Source organism: Myceligenerans halotolerans (assembly GCF_054782975.1).
On record NZ_BAAGRL010000015.1, the window covers coordinates 53896 to 69380 of the forward strand.

Consider the following 15485-nt stretch of genomic DNA (forward strand, 5'->3'; position numbering starts at 1 on the left):
GTCACCCGGCCAGGATCCCCGTGAACAGCTCCTCGAAGAACGTGGCGATCGCCAGGACCGCACCCCAGATCATGTCCCAGATCGCCAGAACGAAGTCCGCGGACCCGTTGGGGTCGCTGATGATCATGGACACGACAGCGATCACTGCCAGCCAGATGAGGACGAGCCTCAGTTTGGGCGACATCTGTCTTCCTCACGACGACGACGCGCGTGCGAGCCTGGTAGCACACGTCGAGTCAAAGCGTACTTTCCGGGTCCAGCCTGCAGGGCCACCGGCCTCGGTGTGGCGCGAAGGTTTGGTAAAGAATCTGCCGGAAGGCCCCGGGAGGTCACTCGCCCGACCGGTGCAGCACCTCGGTGAGCTTGTTCGCGGCGGCGACCACGGCGGCCGAGTGCAGTCGGCCTGGTTGCCGCGACAGTCGCTCCACCGGCCCGGACACGCTCACCGCGGCCACCACGCGGCCCGACGGCCCGCGCACGGGGGCGGAGACGGACGCCACGCCCAGCTCACGTTCCGAGACCGACTGCGCCCAGCCACGCCGTCGGACACCCGACAGGATCGTCGCGGTGAAGACCGCCTCGCGCAGGCCGCGGTGCAGGCGGTCCGGCTCCTCCCACGCGAGGAGGATCTGTGCCGCCGAACCGGCGTGCATCGTGAGCGTGGCGCCGACGGGGATCGAGTCGCGCAGGCCCACCGGGCGCTCGGCCGCTGCGACGCAGACCCGCTGGTCCGCCTGGCGGCGGTAGAGCTGGGCGCTCTCGCCGGTGTGGTCGCGCAAGGCGATGAGCACCGGGTTCGCCGCGGCGAGCAGCCGGTCCTCGCCGGCCGCCGTGGCGAGCTCGTTGAGTCGCGGACCCAGCACGAAGCGGCCCTGCATGTCGCGTGCGACCATGCGGTGGTGCTCGAGTGCGACCGCCAGTCGGTGCGCGGTCGGACGGGCCAGACCCGTCGAGTTCACGAGCTGCGCCAGAGTGGCCGGACCGGCCTCGAGTGCCCCGAGGACGGACGCGGCCTTGTCCAGTACGCCGACTCCGCTAGTATCGTCCATACCTCGATATTGCCGTCTCAGGGCGTGAGATAGCAAGTCGGCAACGTAGATCGAGCACCGATGCAGGGCGAAACTGGAAGCGACGAGGAGGCGACCCGCAATGGCCGGCACGCTGGCGGAGAAGGTCTGGGAGGCACACCTGGTGCGACGTGGCACCGGGGGCGAGCCCGACCTGCTGTACATCGACCTGCATCTCGTCCACGAGGTGACGAGTCCGCAGGCGTTCGAGGGGCTCCGGCTGGCCGGGCGACCCGTCCGCCGCCCGGACCTCACCATCGCCACCGAGGATCACAACACCCCGACGCTGGACATCGACCGGCCGATCGCCGACGAGACCAGCCGCACCCAGATCGAGACGCTGCGCGCCAACGCGCGCGAGTTCGGCGTGCGGCTGCACAGCCTCGGGGACGCGGACCAGGGCATCGTCCACCAGGTGGGGCCGCAGCTCGGCCTGACCATGCCGGGCCTCACCGTCGTCTGCGGCGACTCGCACACCTCCACGCACGGCGCGTTCGGCGGGCTGGCGTTCGGCATCGGCACCTCCGAGGTGGAGCACGTGCTCGCCACGCAGACCCTCCCGCTGACGCCGTTCAAGACGATGGCGATCACCGTGAACGGCGCCCTGCCGCCAGGCACCACCAGCAAGGACATCATCCTGGCGGTCATCGCCAAGATCGGCACCGGCGGCGGCCAGGGCTACGTGCTGGAGTACCGCGGCGAGGCGATCCGCACGCTGTCGATGGAAGCGCGGATGACGATCTGCAACATGTCCATCGAGGCCGGCGCCCGCGCCGGCATGATCGCGCCGGACGAGACCACCTTCGAGTACCTCAAGGGCCGCCCGCACGCCCCCGAGGGCGCCGACTGGGACGCCGCCGTCGAATACTGGAAGACGCTGAAGTCCGACGACGACGCCGAGTTCGACGCCGAGGTGATCCTGGAGGCGGCCGACCTGGAGCCTTTCGTCACGTGGGGCACGAACCCCGGACAGGGCCTGCCGATCTCGGCGTCCGTGCCGGTGCCGGCCGACATCGCCGACGAGTCCGAGCGCTTCGCCGCCGAGCGCAGCCTCGAGTACATGGGCCTGGAGCCCGGCACTCCGCTGCGGGACGTCAAGGTCGACACCGTGTTCATCGGCTCCTGCACCAACGGACGCATCGAGGATCTGAGGTCCGTCGCCAAGGTCGTCAAGGGGCGCAAGAAGGCCGACGACGTCCGGGTGCTCGTCGTCCCCGCGTCCGCCCGCGTCCGGCTGCAGGCCGAGGCCGAGGGTCTGGACCAGATCTTCCAGGACTTCGGCGCCGAGTGGCGCAACGCCGGGTGCTCGATGTGCCTGGGCATGAACCCGGACCAGCTGGCGCCGGGGGAGCGGTCGGCGTCGACGTCGAACCGCAACTTCGAGGGCCGGCAGGGCAAGGGCGGGCGCACGCACCTCGTGTCGCCGCTCGTCGCAGCGGCCACCGCGATCCGCGGGACGCTGTCCTCGGTCGCGGACCTGGAGCTGGCCGAGGTCGTCGACCTGACGACCTTCGACGGCTCGCCGCTCGACGGTGTGGGCGCCCCGCCGATCACCGAGACCGTCGTCGACCTGCCGATGCCCGTGCCGGCCGGCGCGCGCTGACCCGCCCGGCCTACTTTCAGGAGACCTTCATGGAGAAGTTCACGACCCACACGGGCGTCGGCGTGCCGCTGCGCCGCGGCAACGTCGACACCGACCAGATCATCCCCGCCGTGTACCTCAAGCGGGTCACGCGCACCGGCTTCGAGGACGCGCTGTTCGCCGCCTGGCGAGGCGACCCGTCGTTCGTGCTCAACCAGAAGGCGTACTCCACGGGCTCCGTGCTCGTGGCCGGGCCCGACTTCGGCACCGGCTCCTCGCGCGAGCACGCCGTCTGGGCGCTGAAGGACTACGGCTTCCGCGTCGTGCTGTCGTCGCGCTTCGCCGACATCTTCCGCGGGAACTCCGGCAAGCAGGGGCTGCTGGCCGGCATCGTCGCGCAGGAGGACATCGAGATCCTGTGGAAGGTGCTGGAGACCCGGCCGGGCACCGAGGTCACCGTGGACCTCGAGGCGCGGACCGCGACGGCCGACGACGTCACCGTGCCCTTCCAGATCGACGACTACACCCGCTGGCGGCTCATGGAGGGGCTGGACGACATCGGCCTCACCCTCAAGCACGCCGACGACATCACGGCGTTCGAGGAGACCCGCGCGAGCTGGCGCCCCAAGACGCTCCCGGCCAAGCACTGGCCCACCGAGACGGTAGAGCCGGCGCGAGCTGTGTAGTCCGGAGCCGCCGGGCTCCGTCGTCCTCGGCTCGTTCCTCGCCTGCGGGCGCCGTCGCTACGCTTCCGGCGGCCCGGGACCGGCTGAGTCGGGGACCTATCTCACTGAGTCGACGCCCTGGTTCGCCAGGGCGTCGGCCCGCTCGTTGCCCGGGTCCCCGGCGTGGCCCTTGACCCAGACCCAGCGCACCTCGTGGCGGGCGACCTCCGCGTCGAGCGCCTGCCACAGGTCCACGTTCTTCACCGGCTGCTTGGACGCCGTCCGCCACCCGTTGCGCTTCCAGCCGGCGATCCACGACTTCATCCCGTTCATCACGTAGGACGAGTCGACGTGGATCGTCACATCACTCGGGCCCTTGAGCGCGCGCAGCGCCTCCACGACGGCGGTCAGCTCCATGCGGTTGTTCGTCGTCGCCGGATCACCGCCGAAGATCTCCTTCTCGTGCGTACCCGAACGCAGGAGCGCACCCCAGCCGCCGATGCCGGGGTTTCCCTTGCAGGCGCCGTCGGTCCACATCTCGACGACGGGACGGGCACTGCCGGTGGTGTCTGCGGGGCTGGTCACGGGGTCCAACAGTAGTCGGGTCAGGGCCTCTCGCCGCATCTGCCGGTGTACCGCTGCCCGCGCGCGTACCGCATACCCGGCCCGCACCCCACGTCGATGTCGGTGTCCCGGCGTAGCGTGGCGGACGAGACAGCAATCACGTCCGACCGCTCGGAGGTTGAGGCATGAAGTTCGGGTTCATCGGAAGCTTCGGCACACCGGAGCAGCACATCGCCCTGGCGCGCGAGTGCGAGGAGCACGGCTGGGACGGCTTCTTCACCTGGGATGCGATCAGCATGGGTCCCTTCGGCCCCACGTGGGACCCGTTCTCCCTGCTCTCGGCGGTGGCGGCCGTCACCGAACGGATCACGCTCGGCGCGATGGTCTTCGCCCTCCCGCGGCACCGCCCATGGGAGTTCGCGCAGCGCGCGCTCACCGTCGACCACCTGTCCGGAGGCCGCCTCGTCCTGCCCGTCGGCGTCGGCGTCCTGGACGACGGCGGATTCCTGTCCGTGCCCGGCCAGGCGAGAGGCCTCAAGGAACGCGCCGAGCTGCTCGACGACGTGCTCGTCTACCTCGGCGAGTCCTGGAAGGGTGAGCCCTTCGAGTTTTCCGGCAGCCGCACCCAGGTGGGCGAGATGGTCTTCCCCGAGCCGCCCGTGAACGGCCGCATCCCCGTGTGGCCCGCCGGCGTCTGGGATCCCGCACGGCCGCCCGTCAAGAACCTCGCCCGCACCCTGCGCTGGGACGGGATCGTCACCCAGAACCGCGGCACCGCGGACGAACCCGGGCCTGATTCCGTCGCCGCGCTCACGGGATGGCTGCGCTCGCAGCCGGCGTGGACGGAGCGTGACCCGCGGCGCCCGTTCGACGTCGTCGCGCAGGGCAAGCTGGCCGAGGATCCCGGCCAGGCGGCCGAGCAGGCGCGCGCCATGGGGGAAGCGGGCGCCACCTGGTGGATCGAATCCTGGTGGGACCCGGAGACGGTCACACCGGAGTTCCTGCTGGAGAAGGTCCGCCAGGGGCCGCCGTCGGTCTGATGCGTGCGGTACGACCCGACGAGTCGCCGGAGCCGGGCCGCCGAACGGGGCCTGGGCACCGGCTTCGCCGACGGTTGGGGGTTCTCGATGGTCATGCGGTCTCCACGAAGGCGTCGACGATCATGTCAGCTTGCTCCGGCATCCTCTGCACGCCGCCGAAGCAGTCCATGACCACCTGCCAGGGGTCGGCATACCAGGATCCGTCGCTGTCCCTCCAACGGCCGATCTCGCTGTAGCCGTCGAACGGAACCAGTGACATTACGGGTCCGCGCTCATCCGGACGACGTGTAGGCCTGCCGATCACCTCTCGGGCTGCGTAAACGTCGTCGACGTAGAAGACTGGCCAAGATTCGTCTGCCCACTCGACGATTCGGTTGGCTGCAGCATCTCCCGTGCGGGCCCATTCGATGCCGCCACCGGACAGCTTTTCCTGCGCCTGCTGCCAGCCCTCGTGAAGCGGGAAGTCCATGCGCCACGGACGTGCCACGAGCCGGGCAGAGCGCGCAGCTCGGAAGAGCAGCCGCCGCAGCGCGGTCGGTCGCTGGTCGGCGTCGAGCAGACCGAGCTTCGTCCACCTCATGATCCACTCGTCGGCGTCGTCAGGCCGGACTCCGAACTCCGGGTCGATGAGCCACCGGACCGTTCCGATCGATGAGGCCCGCGAGAGCGGTTGGAGGTCTTCTCCGACGTCGGCCGCGCGCAGCAGCCGGACGGCAAGGTCGTACGAAGGCATGCGCTCGCCGTTCTCGATCCGGGTCACGGTCGACGTCGCGACGTCAGAAAGGAGGGCTAGCTCGCGCGCTGTCAACTGCGCGCCGATGCGGGCGCGCCGGATCCGCCTCCCGATGTCCATACCCCCATGATCGCGCTCCGTGTTGCCAATTGGCAACAGGGTTCTCGTGTGAGACGGCTCCGAGCCGGAATGCGACGACGGAATACGCTCGCCAGGTGCACGACGTCCTGCTGGGGTTCACCACCATCGCCGCCGTGATCGCCGTCGGATACGGGATTGCCGCGGTCAGGCTGCTGGACGAGCACGCGCAGACGGTCCTGACGCGGCTCTCGTTCTTCGTGGCGAGCCCGTGCCTGCTGTTCGTCGTGATGTCCGAGACCGACGTCGCCGGGTTCCTCTCGCGCAACCTCGTCGCGACGGCCGCGGGTGTCGCCGCCGCCGCGATCCCGTACATCCTCGTCGCGACCCTGCTGCAGCGCCGCCGGCCCGACGAGACGGCGATCGGCGCGATGTGCTCCGCCTACTGCAACGCGGGGAACCTCGGCCTGCCGGTCGCCGCGTACGTCCTGGGCGACGCCGCGCTCATCGCGCCGATGCTGCTGCTCCAGCTCGGCGTGTTGCAGCCGATCGCCCTCATGGTGCTCGACGCCGGGCGCGAGGGCCAGCGTCGTACCCGGGCTCAGGCGTTCTGGCGGGCGGCCCGATTGCCGTTCACCAATCCGCTCACCGTCGCGACGCTGCTCGGTCTGGTGATCTCGCTGACCGGCCTGCGCTTGCCGGACTTCGTCATGGAACCCGTGGGGCTCGTCGGCGGGCTCGCGGTGCCGGGCGTGCTCATCGCCTACGGCATCTCGCTGCGACTCGGCCCGTTGCCGGGCCGCGGCGTGCCGGCCCTCGAGCTCGGGTTCGTCACGCTGCTCAAGCTCGTGGTCCAGCCACTCGGCGCCTATGCGGCCGGCCGTGTGCTGGGGGTCGACGACGTCGCGCTGCTCGCCCTCACCGTGACCGCGGCGCTCCCGAGCGCGCAGAACATCTTCGTGCACGCGACACGCTTCGGCCGCGCCGAGCTGCTCGCCCGCGACGCGATCTTCGTGACGACGATCGGCTCGGTGCCGGCGATCACGGTGATCACGCTGCTGGTGGCGTAGTGCGTGCGCCGGAGCGACGCACCGTCAGTGCGATGGCCGGCAGGATCAGCAGCGCGAAGAAGCCGCCGCCGAGCGCCAGCATCGCGTAGCTGGTCCCGGCGACCACTATGCCCGACCCCATGCCGCCGGCGGCGCCGGCCAGCGCGACCGTCAGGTCGACCGCTCCCTGGGTCTTCGCGCGCGACTCGATCGGCACGGCCGCCGTGAGCATCGCGGTGCCGGCCACGAGCCCGAAGCTCCACCCGAGGCCGAGCAGGCCGAGCGCGACCGCGAGCAGGACGAGCGAGCCGGTGGGAGCGGCCGCCGCGACGACGCCGGACAGCAGCAGGACGCCCGCCGCGGCCACGGCGACACGCATGGGACCGTGCCGGTCGACCAGCCATCCCGACAGTGGCGAGGGCAGGTACATCATGCCGACGTGTGCGGCGATGACCATCCCGATCGCGCCGACGGAGTGGTGATGGGCCTGCATGTGCACGGGTGTCATCGTCATGACCGCGACCATCACCGCCTGGGTGAGGACCATGATGGTCCCGGCGAGCAGGACGGTTCCCGCCGCGTTGCTGGATATGGGTGTCAGCACGTTCCCCACGTCGGCGCGGGCGGAGCTGGAACCGACGGCAAGGGCAGCGCTGGGACCGGCGGCCGCTTCGCGCGCTGCCGCTTCGCGCGCTGCCGCCTCGCGTGCCGCCAGTTCGCGCGTCACGGACTCCGACGCGGCCAGCTCGCGCGCCACCAGCAAGGGATCCGGCCGCAGCCACACCCACAGCACGAGGCTCGCTGCCCCGTACGCTGCCCCGGACAGGAGGAACGGGCCGGCCAGCGCCGGGATGCCCAGGGACTCGGCGATGCTGCCCATCACGGTGACGAGGTTCGGGCCGGCCACCGCCCCGAGCGTGGTCGCGACCAGCACCGTGGAGACGGCTCGGCCGCGTCGCGCCGGTGCGGCGAGGTCCGCTCCGGCGTACCGCGCCTGGAGGTTGGTCGCCGTACCTGCGCCGTAGACGAACAGGGCGGCGAACAGGAGGACGGCGTTGTCCAGGGCCGCCGCGGCGATGACGCCGGCACTGCCGATCGCACCTCCGAGGTACCCCAGGGCCAGCCCGGGCCGGCGGCCGAGCCGCTGCGTGATCCGGCCGATCATCAGCGCTGCCCCCGCCGAGCCGATCGTGAAGAGCGCGCTGGGCAGTCCGGACAGGCTCGTCGAACCGAGCATGTCCTGGGCGAGGAGCGCCCCGACCGTGATCCCGGCCGCGAGGCCCGCGCCCGACAGGATCTGGGCGGCGACCAGGACGGCCAGGGTGCGGCGCTGCTGCGGAGGCTCGGTCGCCCTGGGGGCCGGGGGTTCGACCCGGGTCTCGGACATGTCGCGCTCCGTCTCGCTCGGGGTTTGGGGAGTTATTCCAAAACTCTTTGGAATAACAGACAACAGAGTAGGCTGGATCGCGACGCGCTGTCCATCAGGAAGGGATCCGGGGATGCAGACACGGCGTGAGGCGAAGGAAGCGCTCTTCGAGCAGTTCGCTCGGGTGACCAAGGCGCTGGGCAGCCCCAAGCGCCTGGAGCTGATCGACCTGCTCGCCCAAGGCGAGCGGTCCGTCGACGCCCTCGCCCGGTCCACCGACACGAACCTCACCACGGTCTCTGCGCACCTCCAGGCGCTGCGGCGCGCGCGGCTCGTGGCGACCCGCCGCGACGGCACCCGGATCTACTACCGGCTCGCCGGACCCGACGTCGCCGCGCTGTACCTGCAGGTCCAGCGCATCGCCGAGGCGCACCTCCCGGACCTGCCGGCAGCCGCCGCCGCGTTCCTCGGCGAGGACGACTCCGAGGAGATCGGCCGGGACGAGCTCCTGCGGCGCCTCCAGCAGGGTTCCGTCACCGTGATCGACGTTCGCCCGGGCGAGGAGTTCGCCAGCGGGCACATCGCCGGCGCGGTGTCCATCCCGCTCGGCCAGCTCGCCGAGCGCCTCGGCGAGATCCCCGCCGGGACCGACGTCGTCGCCACCTGCCGGGGGCCGTACTGCGTGCTGTCCCACGACGCGGTCCGGCTCCTGCGGGACCACGGCATCGCCGCGCGTCGCCTGCCGGACGGCGTCCTCGAATGGAGCGCGGCGAACCTCCCGCTCGAACGCGCGGGCGCCTAGGGACGGTTGCGCGCCATCCAGTCCGCGGCGAAGTCCACGAGAGCCCGCTGACCCATGAGCCGGGCGGTGGCGGACCCCACCGGTCCGACGGCGACCGCGCCGGTGTCCTCGAACGCTGCGCCGGCCACCTATCCTGGCGGCATGGTCCAGCGGGTTCGGGTGACAGTGCACGGTCGGGTCCAGGGCGTCGGCTTCCGCGCCGCCGTGGTGCGCGCCGCACGGCGGCTGCCCGTCGCGGGGTCCGTGCGGAACCTGCCCGACGGCAGCGTCGAGGCGGAGGTCGAGGGCGAGTCGGACGCGGTCGACGCGCTGGTCGCCGTCCTGCGCGAGGGGCCGACGGCGGCCGTGGTGACCGCCGTCGACATCTCGGACGTTCCGCCTCGCGGTGAGGCGGGATTCCGAGTCACCCATTGAGCGGGCGCGCGGTCACCCGTCGAACGGATCGGGCAGCCCTTCGCCCGTCGAGATCAGGCTGCGCAGGCTGCCGTCGATGAAGTGCAGCCAGGCCGTCGAGCACGCGTCGAAGCACTCGACGTCCGGCACCAGGCCGACGTGGGTGAACCGCAGCTCGGTGCCGTCGGCAGTGGGGGCGATGTCGAACACGATGTCGCTGCCGGTCCACCAGGCGCCGACGTCCAGGACGGCGGCGTAGACCGCCTCCGGCGACTGTTCGACCACGTACGACGTCGAGTAGCTGCGTCCCGTGCGCTCCGTGCTTGCAGTGCTCATCGCGTGCTCCCGTTGTCTCGCAACTATTGGTTGCGCAAACGCATATCGCTCGCCACTGATGCGCAACCATCAGTTGCGTAAATCTGGCCGGCGGCAACTCGCCGAAGACGGGGCTGAGGCGCATGCGCGCCGACGGCGGCCGTCGTCGTCCATGGTGCTGGTTCATGACGGACGTCACGCCACGGCATCGGCGGTCTGCCCATAGGCTGGGGGCCATGGCTTCCCACTACGACGTCGTTCTCCTCGGAGCTGGCCCTGGCGGCTATGTCGCCGCGATCCGTGCGGCGCAGCTCGGCAAGTCCGTTGCGGTCATCGAGGAGAAGTACTGGGGTGGTGTCTGCCTCAACGTGGGCTGCATCCCCTCCAAGGCCCTCCTGCGGAACGCGGAGCTGGCGCACATCTTCACGCATGACAAGGACCTGTTCGGGATGTCGGGCGACGTGTCGTTCGACTTCGGCAAGGCCTGGGACCGCTCGCGTACCGTCGCGGACGGCCGCGTCAAGGGCGTGCACTTCCTCATGAAGAAGAACAAGATCACCGAGTACGACGGCCGTGGCTCGTTCGTGGACGCGAACACCATCGACGTCAATCTCAACAAGGGCGGCACGGAGCGCGTCACGTTCGACAACGTCATCATCGCGACGGGCTCGCAGGTCCGCCTGCTGCCCGGGGTCGAGCTCAGCGACAACGTCGTCACCTACGAGCAGCAGATCCTCACCCGCGACCTGCCGAAGTCGATCGCCATCGTCGGCGCCGGCGCCATCGGCATGGAGTTCGGCTACGTCCTGAAGAACTACGGCGTGGACGTCACGATCATCGAGTTCCTCGACCGCGCGCTGCCGAACGAGGACGCGGACGTCTCCAAGGAGATCGCCAAGCAGTACAAGAAGCTCGGCGTGAAGGTCCTCACCTCCACCGCCGTGCAGACCGTCAAGGACAACGGTTCGTCCGTCCACGTCAGCTACAAGGGCGTGAAGGACGACAAGCCGGGCGAGCTCACCGTCGACAAGGTGCTCATGGCCGTCGGCTTCGCGCCGAACGTCGAGGGTTTCGGGCTCGAGAACACCGGCGTCGCGCTCACCGACCGCGGCGCGATCGACATCGACGACCACATGCGCACCAACGTGCCGCACATCTACGCCATCGGCGACGTCACCGCGAAGCTCATGCTCGCGCACGTGGCCGAGGCGCAGGGCGTCGTCGCGTCCGAGACCATCGCCGGTGCCGAGACGCAGACGCTGGGCGACTACCGGATGATGCCGCGCGCCACGTTCTGCTCCCCGCAGGTGGCGTCGTTCGGGCTCACCGAGCAGCAGGCCAAGGACGAGGGGTACGAGGTGAAGGTCGCGTCCTTCCCGACGATGGCCAACGGCAAGGCGCACGGGCTCGGCGACACCGTCGGCTTCGTGAAGCTCGTGGCCGACGCGAAGTACAACGAGCTGCTCGGCGGGCACCTGATCGGGCCGGACGTGTCCGAGCTGCTGCCCGAGCTGACGCTCGCGCAGAAGTGGGACCTGACGGCGGACGAGGTGGCGCGGAACGTGCACACGCACCCGACGCTGTCGGAGTCGGTGCAGGAGTCGATTCATGGGCTGGCTGGGCACATGATCAACTTTTAGTTGATGGGTTGGCCGCCCTTGGGCGGTTGGCCTGGTGAGAGGCCCGGATTCGTGGAATTCCGCGGGTTCGGGCCTCTTTTGCGTGTGGTGTCTCGTGGACACCTGAGGTCGTGAGGAGTCCCGGGCCCCACTCACCGTTTCCCCAGGACGGCGTTCCGGTTCTATGCAGCAACGTGATCGGTCGTCGGCCACGTGCATCGGCGCATGACGGCAGGCAACCGCAGTCTTCCTGGGACGTGGACGGCGAAGCGCTTCTCCGTGAGCGATGCTCCGGCTCAGACCTGCCTCGCCGGTGACTGATCGGCGTCGGGCTCACTGATCAGCACGGGGACGCTGCCGAGGTGGCGGCTACATTCCACCTGCGCCCCCCGTACACGTGCGGTCAGCTCGCGACGATGTACGAGGTCCTGCGGCAGTGGCGCGGCCACGAGGTCATTTCTGCGGCCCACGAATCGTTTCAGTCCTTGCTGGAGCGCCGACCTACAGGTTATATGATATGTGATCGCTAACGACCGGAGTTTCTTGTTCGGTCCCCCACCTGTCGATGACGTCAGGTGTCGTAGAAGAGGAGTTGCGATGAGGACTACATCAAGACCAGGCCGTCGTGCCTTGGCAGGTGCGGCGTTGTGCGTCGCGTCGGTGGTTGCCGGTTTGATGGTTGCCGCGCCGGCGCCGGCCGCGGAGAGCACGTTGGGTGCCGCGGCCGAGCAGAGCGGGCGGTACTTCGGTGCGGCGGTGCCGGCTGGGCGGTTGAGCGAGTCGGCGTACACCACGATCTTGAACCGTGAGTTCAACATGATCACGGCCGAGAACGAGATGAAGATGGACGCGACCGAGCCGCAGCAGGGCCAGTTCAACTTCTCCCGGGGCGACCAGATCGCGAACTGGGCGCTCCAGAACGGAAAGCAGCTGCGAGGCCACACCCTCGCGTGGCACGCCCAGCAGCCGGGCTGGATGCAGAACATGGAAGGCTCGGCCCTGCGACAGGCGATGATCAACCACGTCAGGGGGGTGGCGACGCACTACCGCGGCAAGATTCACTCCTGGGACGTCGTGAACGAGGCCTTCGAGGACGGCGGAAGCGGCGCCCGCCGCAACTCCAACCTGCAGCGCACCGGCAACGACTGGATCGAGGTGGCGTTCCGGACGGCGCGCGAAGCCGACCCGGGCGCCAAGCTCTGCTACAACGACTACAACACCGACGGGATCAACGCGAAGTCGACCGGGATCTACAACATGGTCAGGGACTTCAAGGCCCGTGGGGTGCCGATCGACTGCGTCGGGTTCCAGTCGCACCTGGGTACCTCGTTCCCCAGCAGCTACCAGGCCAACCTGCAGCGGTTCGCGGACCTGGGTGTCGACGTGCAGATCACCGAACTGGACGTGGAGCAGGGCAACAACCAGGCCAACGTCTACGGGGCGGTGACCCAGGCGTGCCTCGCGGTCTCGCGGTGCACCGGCATCACGGTGTGGGGTGTGCGCGACGACACCTCCTGGCGCTCGGACAACCCCCTGCTGTTCGACCGCTCGGGCAACAAGAAGCCCGCCTACTACGCCGTCCTCGACGCGCTCAACGGCGGCACGTCGCAGCCACCGGGCGACACGTTCCGCCTGCGGAGCGAGTCCGCGGGCCGGTGCCTCGACGTGCCGAACGGCACCAGCACCAACGGCACGGGACTGCAGATCTGGGACTGCTACGACGGAACCAACCAGCAGATCACCCAGGACGGCCAGACACTGCGAATGGTGGGCAAGTGCCTGGACATCCCACCGGACGCCGCGAACGGCACCCAGGTCCAGCTGTGGGACTGCAACGGGGGCACCAACCAGCAGTGGACGTTCAACGGCAGCTCGATCAGCAGCGTCCGGTTCCCGTCGCTGTGCATCGACGTGAACGGAGCGGCCACCGCGAACGGCACGGCCGTGATCGTGTGGTCGTGCCACTCCAACGCGAACCAGCGGTGGAGCCGGGTCTGACCGGCAGACGCTGAGCCGCGGGGGGCTGGTCGGACGGGCAACCGTCCGACCAGCCCCCCGCGTAGTTCGGCCGCCAGAGCGGCCGTACCCGCTGCCCGACGACATCGCGGCGACGATCGGCGCGAGCGTTGTCCGTGCCTCGGCCGCGAGCGGGACGTGAAGCTCGGCGGAGTTCGCTGGCCGATGCTCTGGCAGCTCAGGCCGCTAACCCGCGCCATGTTCTTCCCAGAACAGGCGGCCCCAGTCCGGGACGAGGCGCTTGTTGCTCAGCCTCGACGACGTCGCGTCCGCCCGGCCGTCTGACAAGCCCTTCTGGTATTCGGACAGGCTTGCCCGCTCGGATGGCTCTCCTTCGGCAGGAGCCAGGAGAGGCGCTGCTGCTCGTGGCTTGAACCGGTGAGGGAAACGCTCGGCAAGGCGTGGCAATCGGGCGCGGGTGGCATCGGCGTCGTGCAGGATCGACGGCTCGTCCGCAGGTGGACTGACGGGCACGACCGCCTGACGTTCGAAGGACTCGGCTGCATCCCAGAAAACGTCCCTGTCTTCTGCGCCCGTCACCCGAACCCAGGCGTCAGCAACGCACGAGGTGATCGACTCGAACGCGATCCCCATGCGCCCCGTCGAACTGTCGAGGTGCTCGTTCTCGAAGTACTCGGCGAGCGAGTCCGGATCCGCGACCGCGGCCTCGAACGTCTCACGGCCGAGCAAGATCAGACCGTCGCGGAGGTCCATGAAGGTGTCGTCGCTGATGTATCCCTCGATCAGGAACATCGCAGCTTCCATGGCTGGGCTGTCAGCGGTATCGGCCAGGGCACCTGCCACCGCCTCGAACGCCAAGAGCTCATCGGGCCCCAAGCGCTCCGCGAGCGTATCGACCACCTTGTTGGCCAGGGCCTCGCCATCACGCGCGTTCGGCGCTGCGCCATGTTTGCGAATCTCGGCGACCAGCCGCCGGAACGTGTCCACATCCATGCGCCGAACCGTATCGGTGGGCCGCTGCGCGTGAGAATCCGGTCGGCTCGTATAGGCCGAACGGCTTGCCTTCGTCCACTGCTTAGGGGGACTCCCGATCAACTCTCAGCCCTCATCCTCGCGGGATGGTCGCCGCGTTGGACCGCCATGCATCGCTCCAAGTAGTCGGTGACGGAGGACGCCACCCAGGTGCGGCTGTCCGTCTCGTGGTCCCACTGGTAGACCTGCTGGATGCCGGTGGTGGCGACGAAGAACTGGTCGCCGTCGGCCGGGTCGCCGAAGAAGACGGCGTCGTCGAACGACATGTACAGGTTGCCGAATGTTCCGTCCCGGAACTCGGCGTTCGTTCGGGCGATATCTTCGACCGTTCGGACGAGGTTCTCGTGGTCACGAACGATCCCGTCGGCCCGTAGGAGAACACGGGCGAGATCACCCGGCATCGGATGACCGAGGGTGTTTTCGCAGGCACGGATCGCGGCGGGGTCAGCGGGCTGTCCGACGACGAGGCCAGGCACGGCGAGCAATTCGTCGAGTGTCACAGTGGCCCATTTTCGCAGTTGGGGACCGCAGCCGTGTCCCGAGCGTGATCGACGATCTCATCCGCGACTACGATCTCCGCGAGGCACCGATCGAGAGGATCGAGGTCGAGCGAACTCGTGGCGCTTTCACGGCACACGTGACCGCTTCAGTCGCCCGGCGGTTCGCTCTCTTCGACCCCAGAGCCCGCGACGCGCGCCTGATACTTCCCAACGAGAGGTGAATCATGGTCTTCCGCCGAAGGCCCACACAGAGGGAGCCGGAACCTGACCCAACTCTTGACCCGTTCCGGGGCGGGGTGGCGATCCTGCGGCGGGACGGTGAGTTCCGTGGCCATATCGCCAGTAAAGTCTCGCAGTTCTGGGGGCGCCCCCGAAACAAGTGGTGGGTGTGGTTCGTGATCGTCTGGGCCGACGGTTCCAAGGACCGGCTGATCGAGGACTACGCGCCGTGGACGTACGTCAAGGAGATGCAGCAGGGGTTCATCGACTATGCGGGGGGAATGCTGATGATGGACAAGACACGTATCGGTGTCTACGAGGTCGATTGGGTTCCGGCTTCGGACGCTGTGAGGGTCCGGACTGAGCTAGGGATCCGGCTGGAAGACTTCTGATCGGCAGGGAGGTGACGGACGCTTGTCGGTCAGACCCGGATCCGTGAGTAGCGCCCGGCCGCGTCAGCGGCCGGGCGTTTCTCTGCTGTTTT

19 protein-coding genes are annotated in these 15485 nt (G+C 69.2%); 10 read left to right on the plus strand and 9 right to left on the minus strand.

Annotated elements, in window-relative coordinates; all coding sequences use genetic code 11:
- Nucleotide 1: 1 nt before the first annotated feature.
- Nucleotides 2-184 (minus strand): hypothetical protein, encoded by a 183-nt coding sequence (locus tag ACYVK5_RS11730; protein WP_460705070.1) that lies wholly within the window; start codon nt 182-184, stop codon nt 2-4.
- Between the two features lie 145 nt (nt 185-329).
- Complete coding sequence (locus tag ACYVK5_RS11735) at nt 330-1049, minus strand: IclR family transcriptional regulator (protein WP_123813501.1); 720 nt, start codon at nt 1047-1049, stop codon at nt 330-332.
- A 100-nt stretch (nt 1050-1149) separates the two neighbouring features.
- Between ACYVK5_RS11735 and leuC the strand changes: the two genes are divergently transcribed.
- Both leuC and leuD read left to right on the plus strand, forming a co-directional pair.
- Nucleotides 1150-2670, plus strand: a complete 1521-nt coding sequence (gene leuC, locus ACYVK5_RS11740) for a 3-isopropylmalate dehydratase large subunit (protein ID WP_460705072.1) — start codon at nt 1150-1152, stop codon at nt 2668-2670.
- 29 nt (nt 2671-2699) lie between these two features.
- Nucleotides 2700-3335 (plus strand): 3-isopropylmalate dehydratase small subunit, encoded by a 636-nt coding sequence (gene leuD / locus ACYVK5_RS11745; protein ID WP_460705074.1) that lies wholly within the window; start codon nt 2700-2702, stop codon nt 3333-3335.
- A 96-nt stretch (nt 3336-3431) separates the two neighbouring features.
- Here leuD and rnhA read toward each other — a convergent pair whose 3' ends face one another.
- Nucleotides 3432-3851, minus strand: a complete 420-nt coding sequence (gene rnhA / locus ACYVK5_RS11750; protein WP_460705109.1) for a ribonuclease HI — start codon at nt 3849-3851, stop codon at nt 3432-3434.
- Between the two features lie 212 nt (nt 3852-4063).
- Between rnhA and ACYVK5_RS11755 the strand changes: the two genes are divergently transcribed.
- Nucleotides 4064-4918 carry an LLM class flavin-dependent oxidoreductase gene (locus ACYVK5_RS11755; RefSeq protein ID WP_460705077.1) on the plus strand — a complete coding sequence of 285 codons (855 nt, stop codon included), beginning with the start codon at nt 4064-4066 and terminating at the stop codon, nt 4916-4918.
- 91 nt (nt 4919-5009) lie between these two features.
- Here ACYVK5_RS11755 and ACYVK5_RS11760 read toward each other — a convergent pair whose 3' ends face one another.
- Nucleotides 5010-5771 (minus strand): helix-turn-helix domain-containing protein, encoded by a 762-nt coding sequence (locus ACYVK5_RS11760; protein ID WP_460705079.1) that lies wholly within the window; start codon nt 5769-5771, stop codon nt 5010-5012.
- Nucleotides 5772-5866: 95 nt separating this feature from the next.
- On the opposite strand from ACYVK5_RS11760, the gene ACYVK5_RS11765 reads away from it, so the two are divergent.
- Nucleotides 5867-6799, plus strand: coding sequence for an AEC family transporter (locus tag ACYVK5_RS11765; RefSeq protein WP_460705081.1), 933 nt, complete (start codon nt 5867-5869; stop codon nt 6797-6799).
- Here ACYVK5_RS11765 and ACYVK5_RS11770 read toward each other — a convergent pair.
- Complete coding sequence (locus ACYVK5_RS11770; protein ID WP_460705083.1) at nt 6780-8165, minus strand: MFS transporter; 1386 nt, start codon at nt 8163-8165, stop codon at nt 6780-6782. The two genes, ACYVK5_RS11765 and ACYVK5_RS11770, sit on opposite strands and share 20 nt — an antisense overlap.
- Nucleotides 8166-8277: 112 nt before the next feature.
- Here ACYVK5_RS11770 and ACYVK5_RS11775 point away from each other — a divergent pair, with 112 nt between their 5' ends.
- Nucleotides 8278-8946 (plus strand): ArsR/SmtB family transcription factor, encoded by a 669-nt coding sequence (locus ACYVK5_RS11775; RefSeq protein WP_460705085.1) that lies wholly within the window; start codon nt 8278-8280, stop codon nt 8944-8946.
- Here ACYVK5_RS11775 and ACYVK5_RS11780 read toward each other — a convergent pair.
- Complete coding sequence (locus ACYVK5_RS11780) at nt 8943-9074, minus strand: AAC(3) family N-acetyltransferase (protein WP_460705087.1); 132 nt, start codon at nt 9072-9074, stop codon at nt 8943-8945. The genes ACYVK5_RS11775 and ACYVK5_RS11780 overlap by 4 nt on opposite strands.
- Nucleotides 9075-9087: 13 nt before the next feature.
- On the opposite strand from ACYVK5_RS11780, the gene ACYVK5_RS11785 reads away from it, so the two are divergent.
- The gene (locus ACYVK5_RS11785; protein WP_460705089.1) at nt 9088-9360 is read left to right on the plus strand and encodes an acylphosphatase; all 273 of its coding nucleotides are present in this window, start codon (nt 9088-9090) and stop codon (nt 9358-9360) included.
- Nucleotides 9361-9372: 12 nt separating this feature from the next.
- Here the strand turns inward: ACYVK5_RS11785 and ACYVK5_RS11790 are convergent, their stop codons facing one another.
- Nucleotides 9373-9675, minus strand: coding sequence for an SRPBCC family protein (locus ACYVK5_RS11790; RefSeq protein WP_460705091.1), 303 nt, complete (start codon nt 9673-9675; stop codon nt 9373-9375).
- Nucleotides 9676-9890: 215 nt separating this feature from the next.
- On the opposite strand from ACYVK5_RS11790, the gene lpdA reads away from it, so the two are divergent.
- Nucleotides 9891-11294 carry a dihydrolipoyl dehydrogenase gene (lpdA, locus tag ACYVK5_RS11795; protein WP_460705093.1) on the plus strand — a complete coding sequence of 468 codons (1404 nt, stop codon included), beginning with the start codon at nt 9891-9893 and terminating at the stop codon, nt 11292-11294.
- Between the two features lie 576 nt (nt 11295-11870).
- Nucleotides 11871-13271, plus strand: coding sequence for an endo-1,4-beta-xylanase (locus ACYVK5_RS11800; protein WP_460705095.1), 1401 nt, complete (start codon nt 11871-11873; stop codon nt 13269-13271).
- A gap of 204 nt (nt 13272-13475) precedes the next feature.
- On the opposite strand, the gene ACYVK5_RS11805 is transcribed toward ACYVK5_RS11800, so the two are convergent.
- The gene (locus tag ACYVK5_RS11805) at nt 13476-14243 is read right to left on the minus strand and encodes a DUF4240 domain-containing protein (RefSeq protein ID WP_460705097.1); all 768 of its coding nucleotides are present in this window, start codon (nt 14241-14243) and stop codon (nt 13476-13478) included.
- Between the two features lie 98 nt (nt 14244-14341).
- On the minus strand, nt 14342-14782 hold the full coding sequence (locus ACYVK5_RS11810; RefSeq protein WP_460705099.1) for an SMI1/KNR4 family protein: 441 nt from the start codon (nt 14780-14782) through the stop codon (nt 14342-14344).
- A 44-nt stretch (nt 14783-14826) separates the two neighbouring features.
- Between ACYVK5_RS11810 and ACYVK5_RS11815 the strand changes: the two genes are divergently transcribed.
- Both ACYVK5_RS11815 and ACYVK5_RS11820 read left to right on the plus strand, forming a co-directional pair.
- Nucleotides 14827-15003: a hypothetical protein gene (locus ACYVK5_RS11815; protein WP_460705101.1), complete on the plus strand. Its 177-nt coding sequence runs from the start codon at nt 14827-14829 to the stop codon at nt 15001-15003.
- 75 nt (nt 15004-15078) lie between these two features.
- Nucleotides 15079-15393 (plus strand): hypothetical protein, encoded by a 315-nt coding sequence (locus tag ACYVK5_RS11820; protein ID WP_460705103.1) that lies wholly within the window; start codon nt 15079-15081, stop codon nt 15391-15393.
- Nucleotides 15394-15485: the final 92 nt, after the last annotated feature.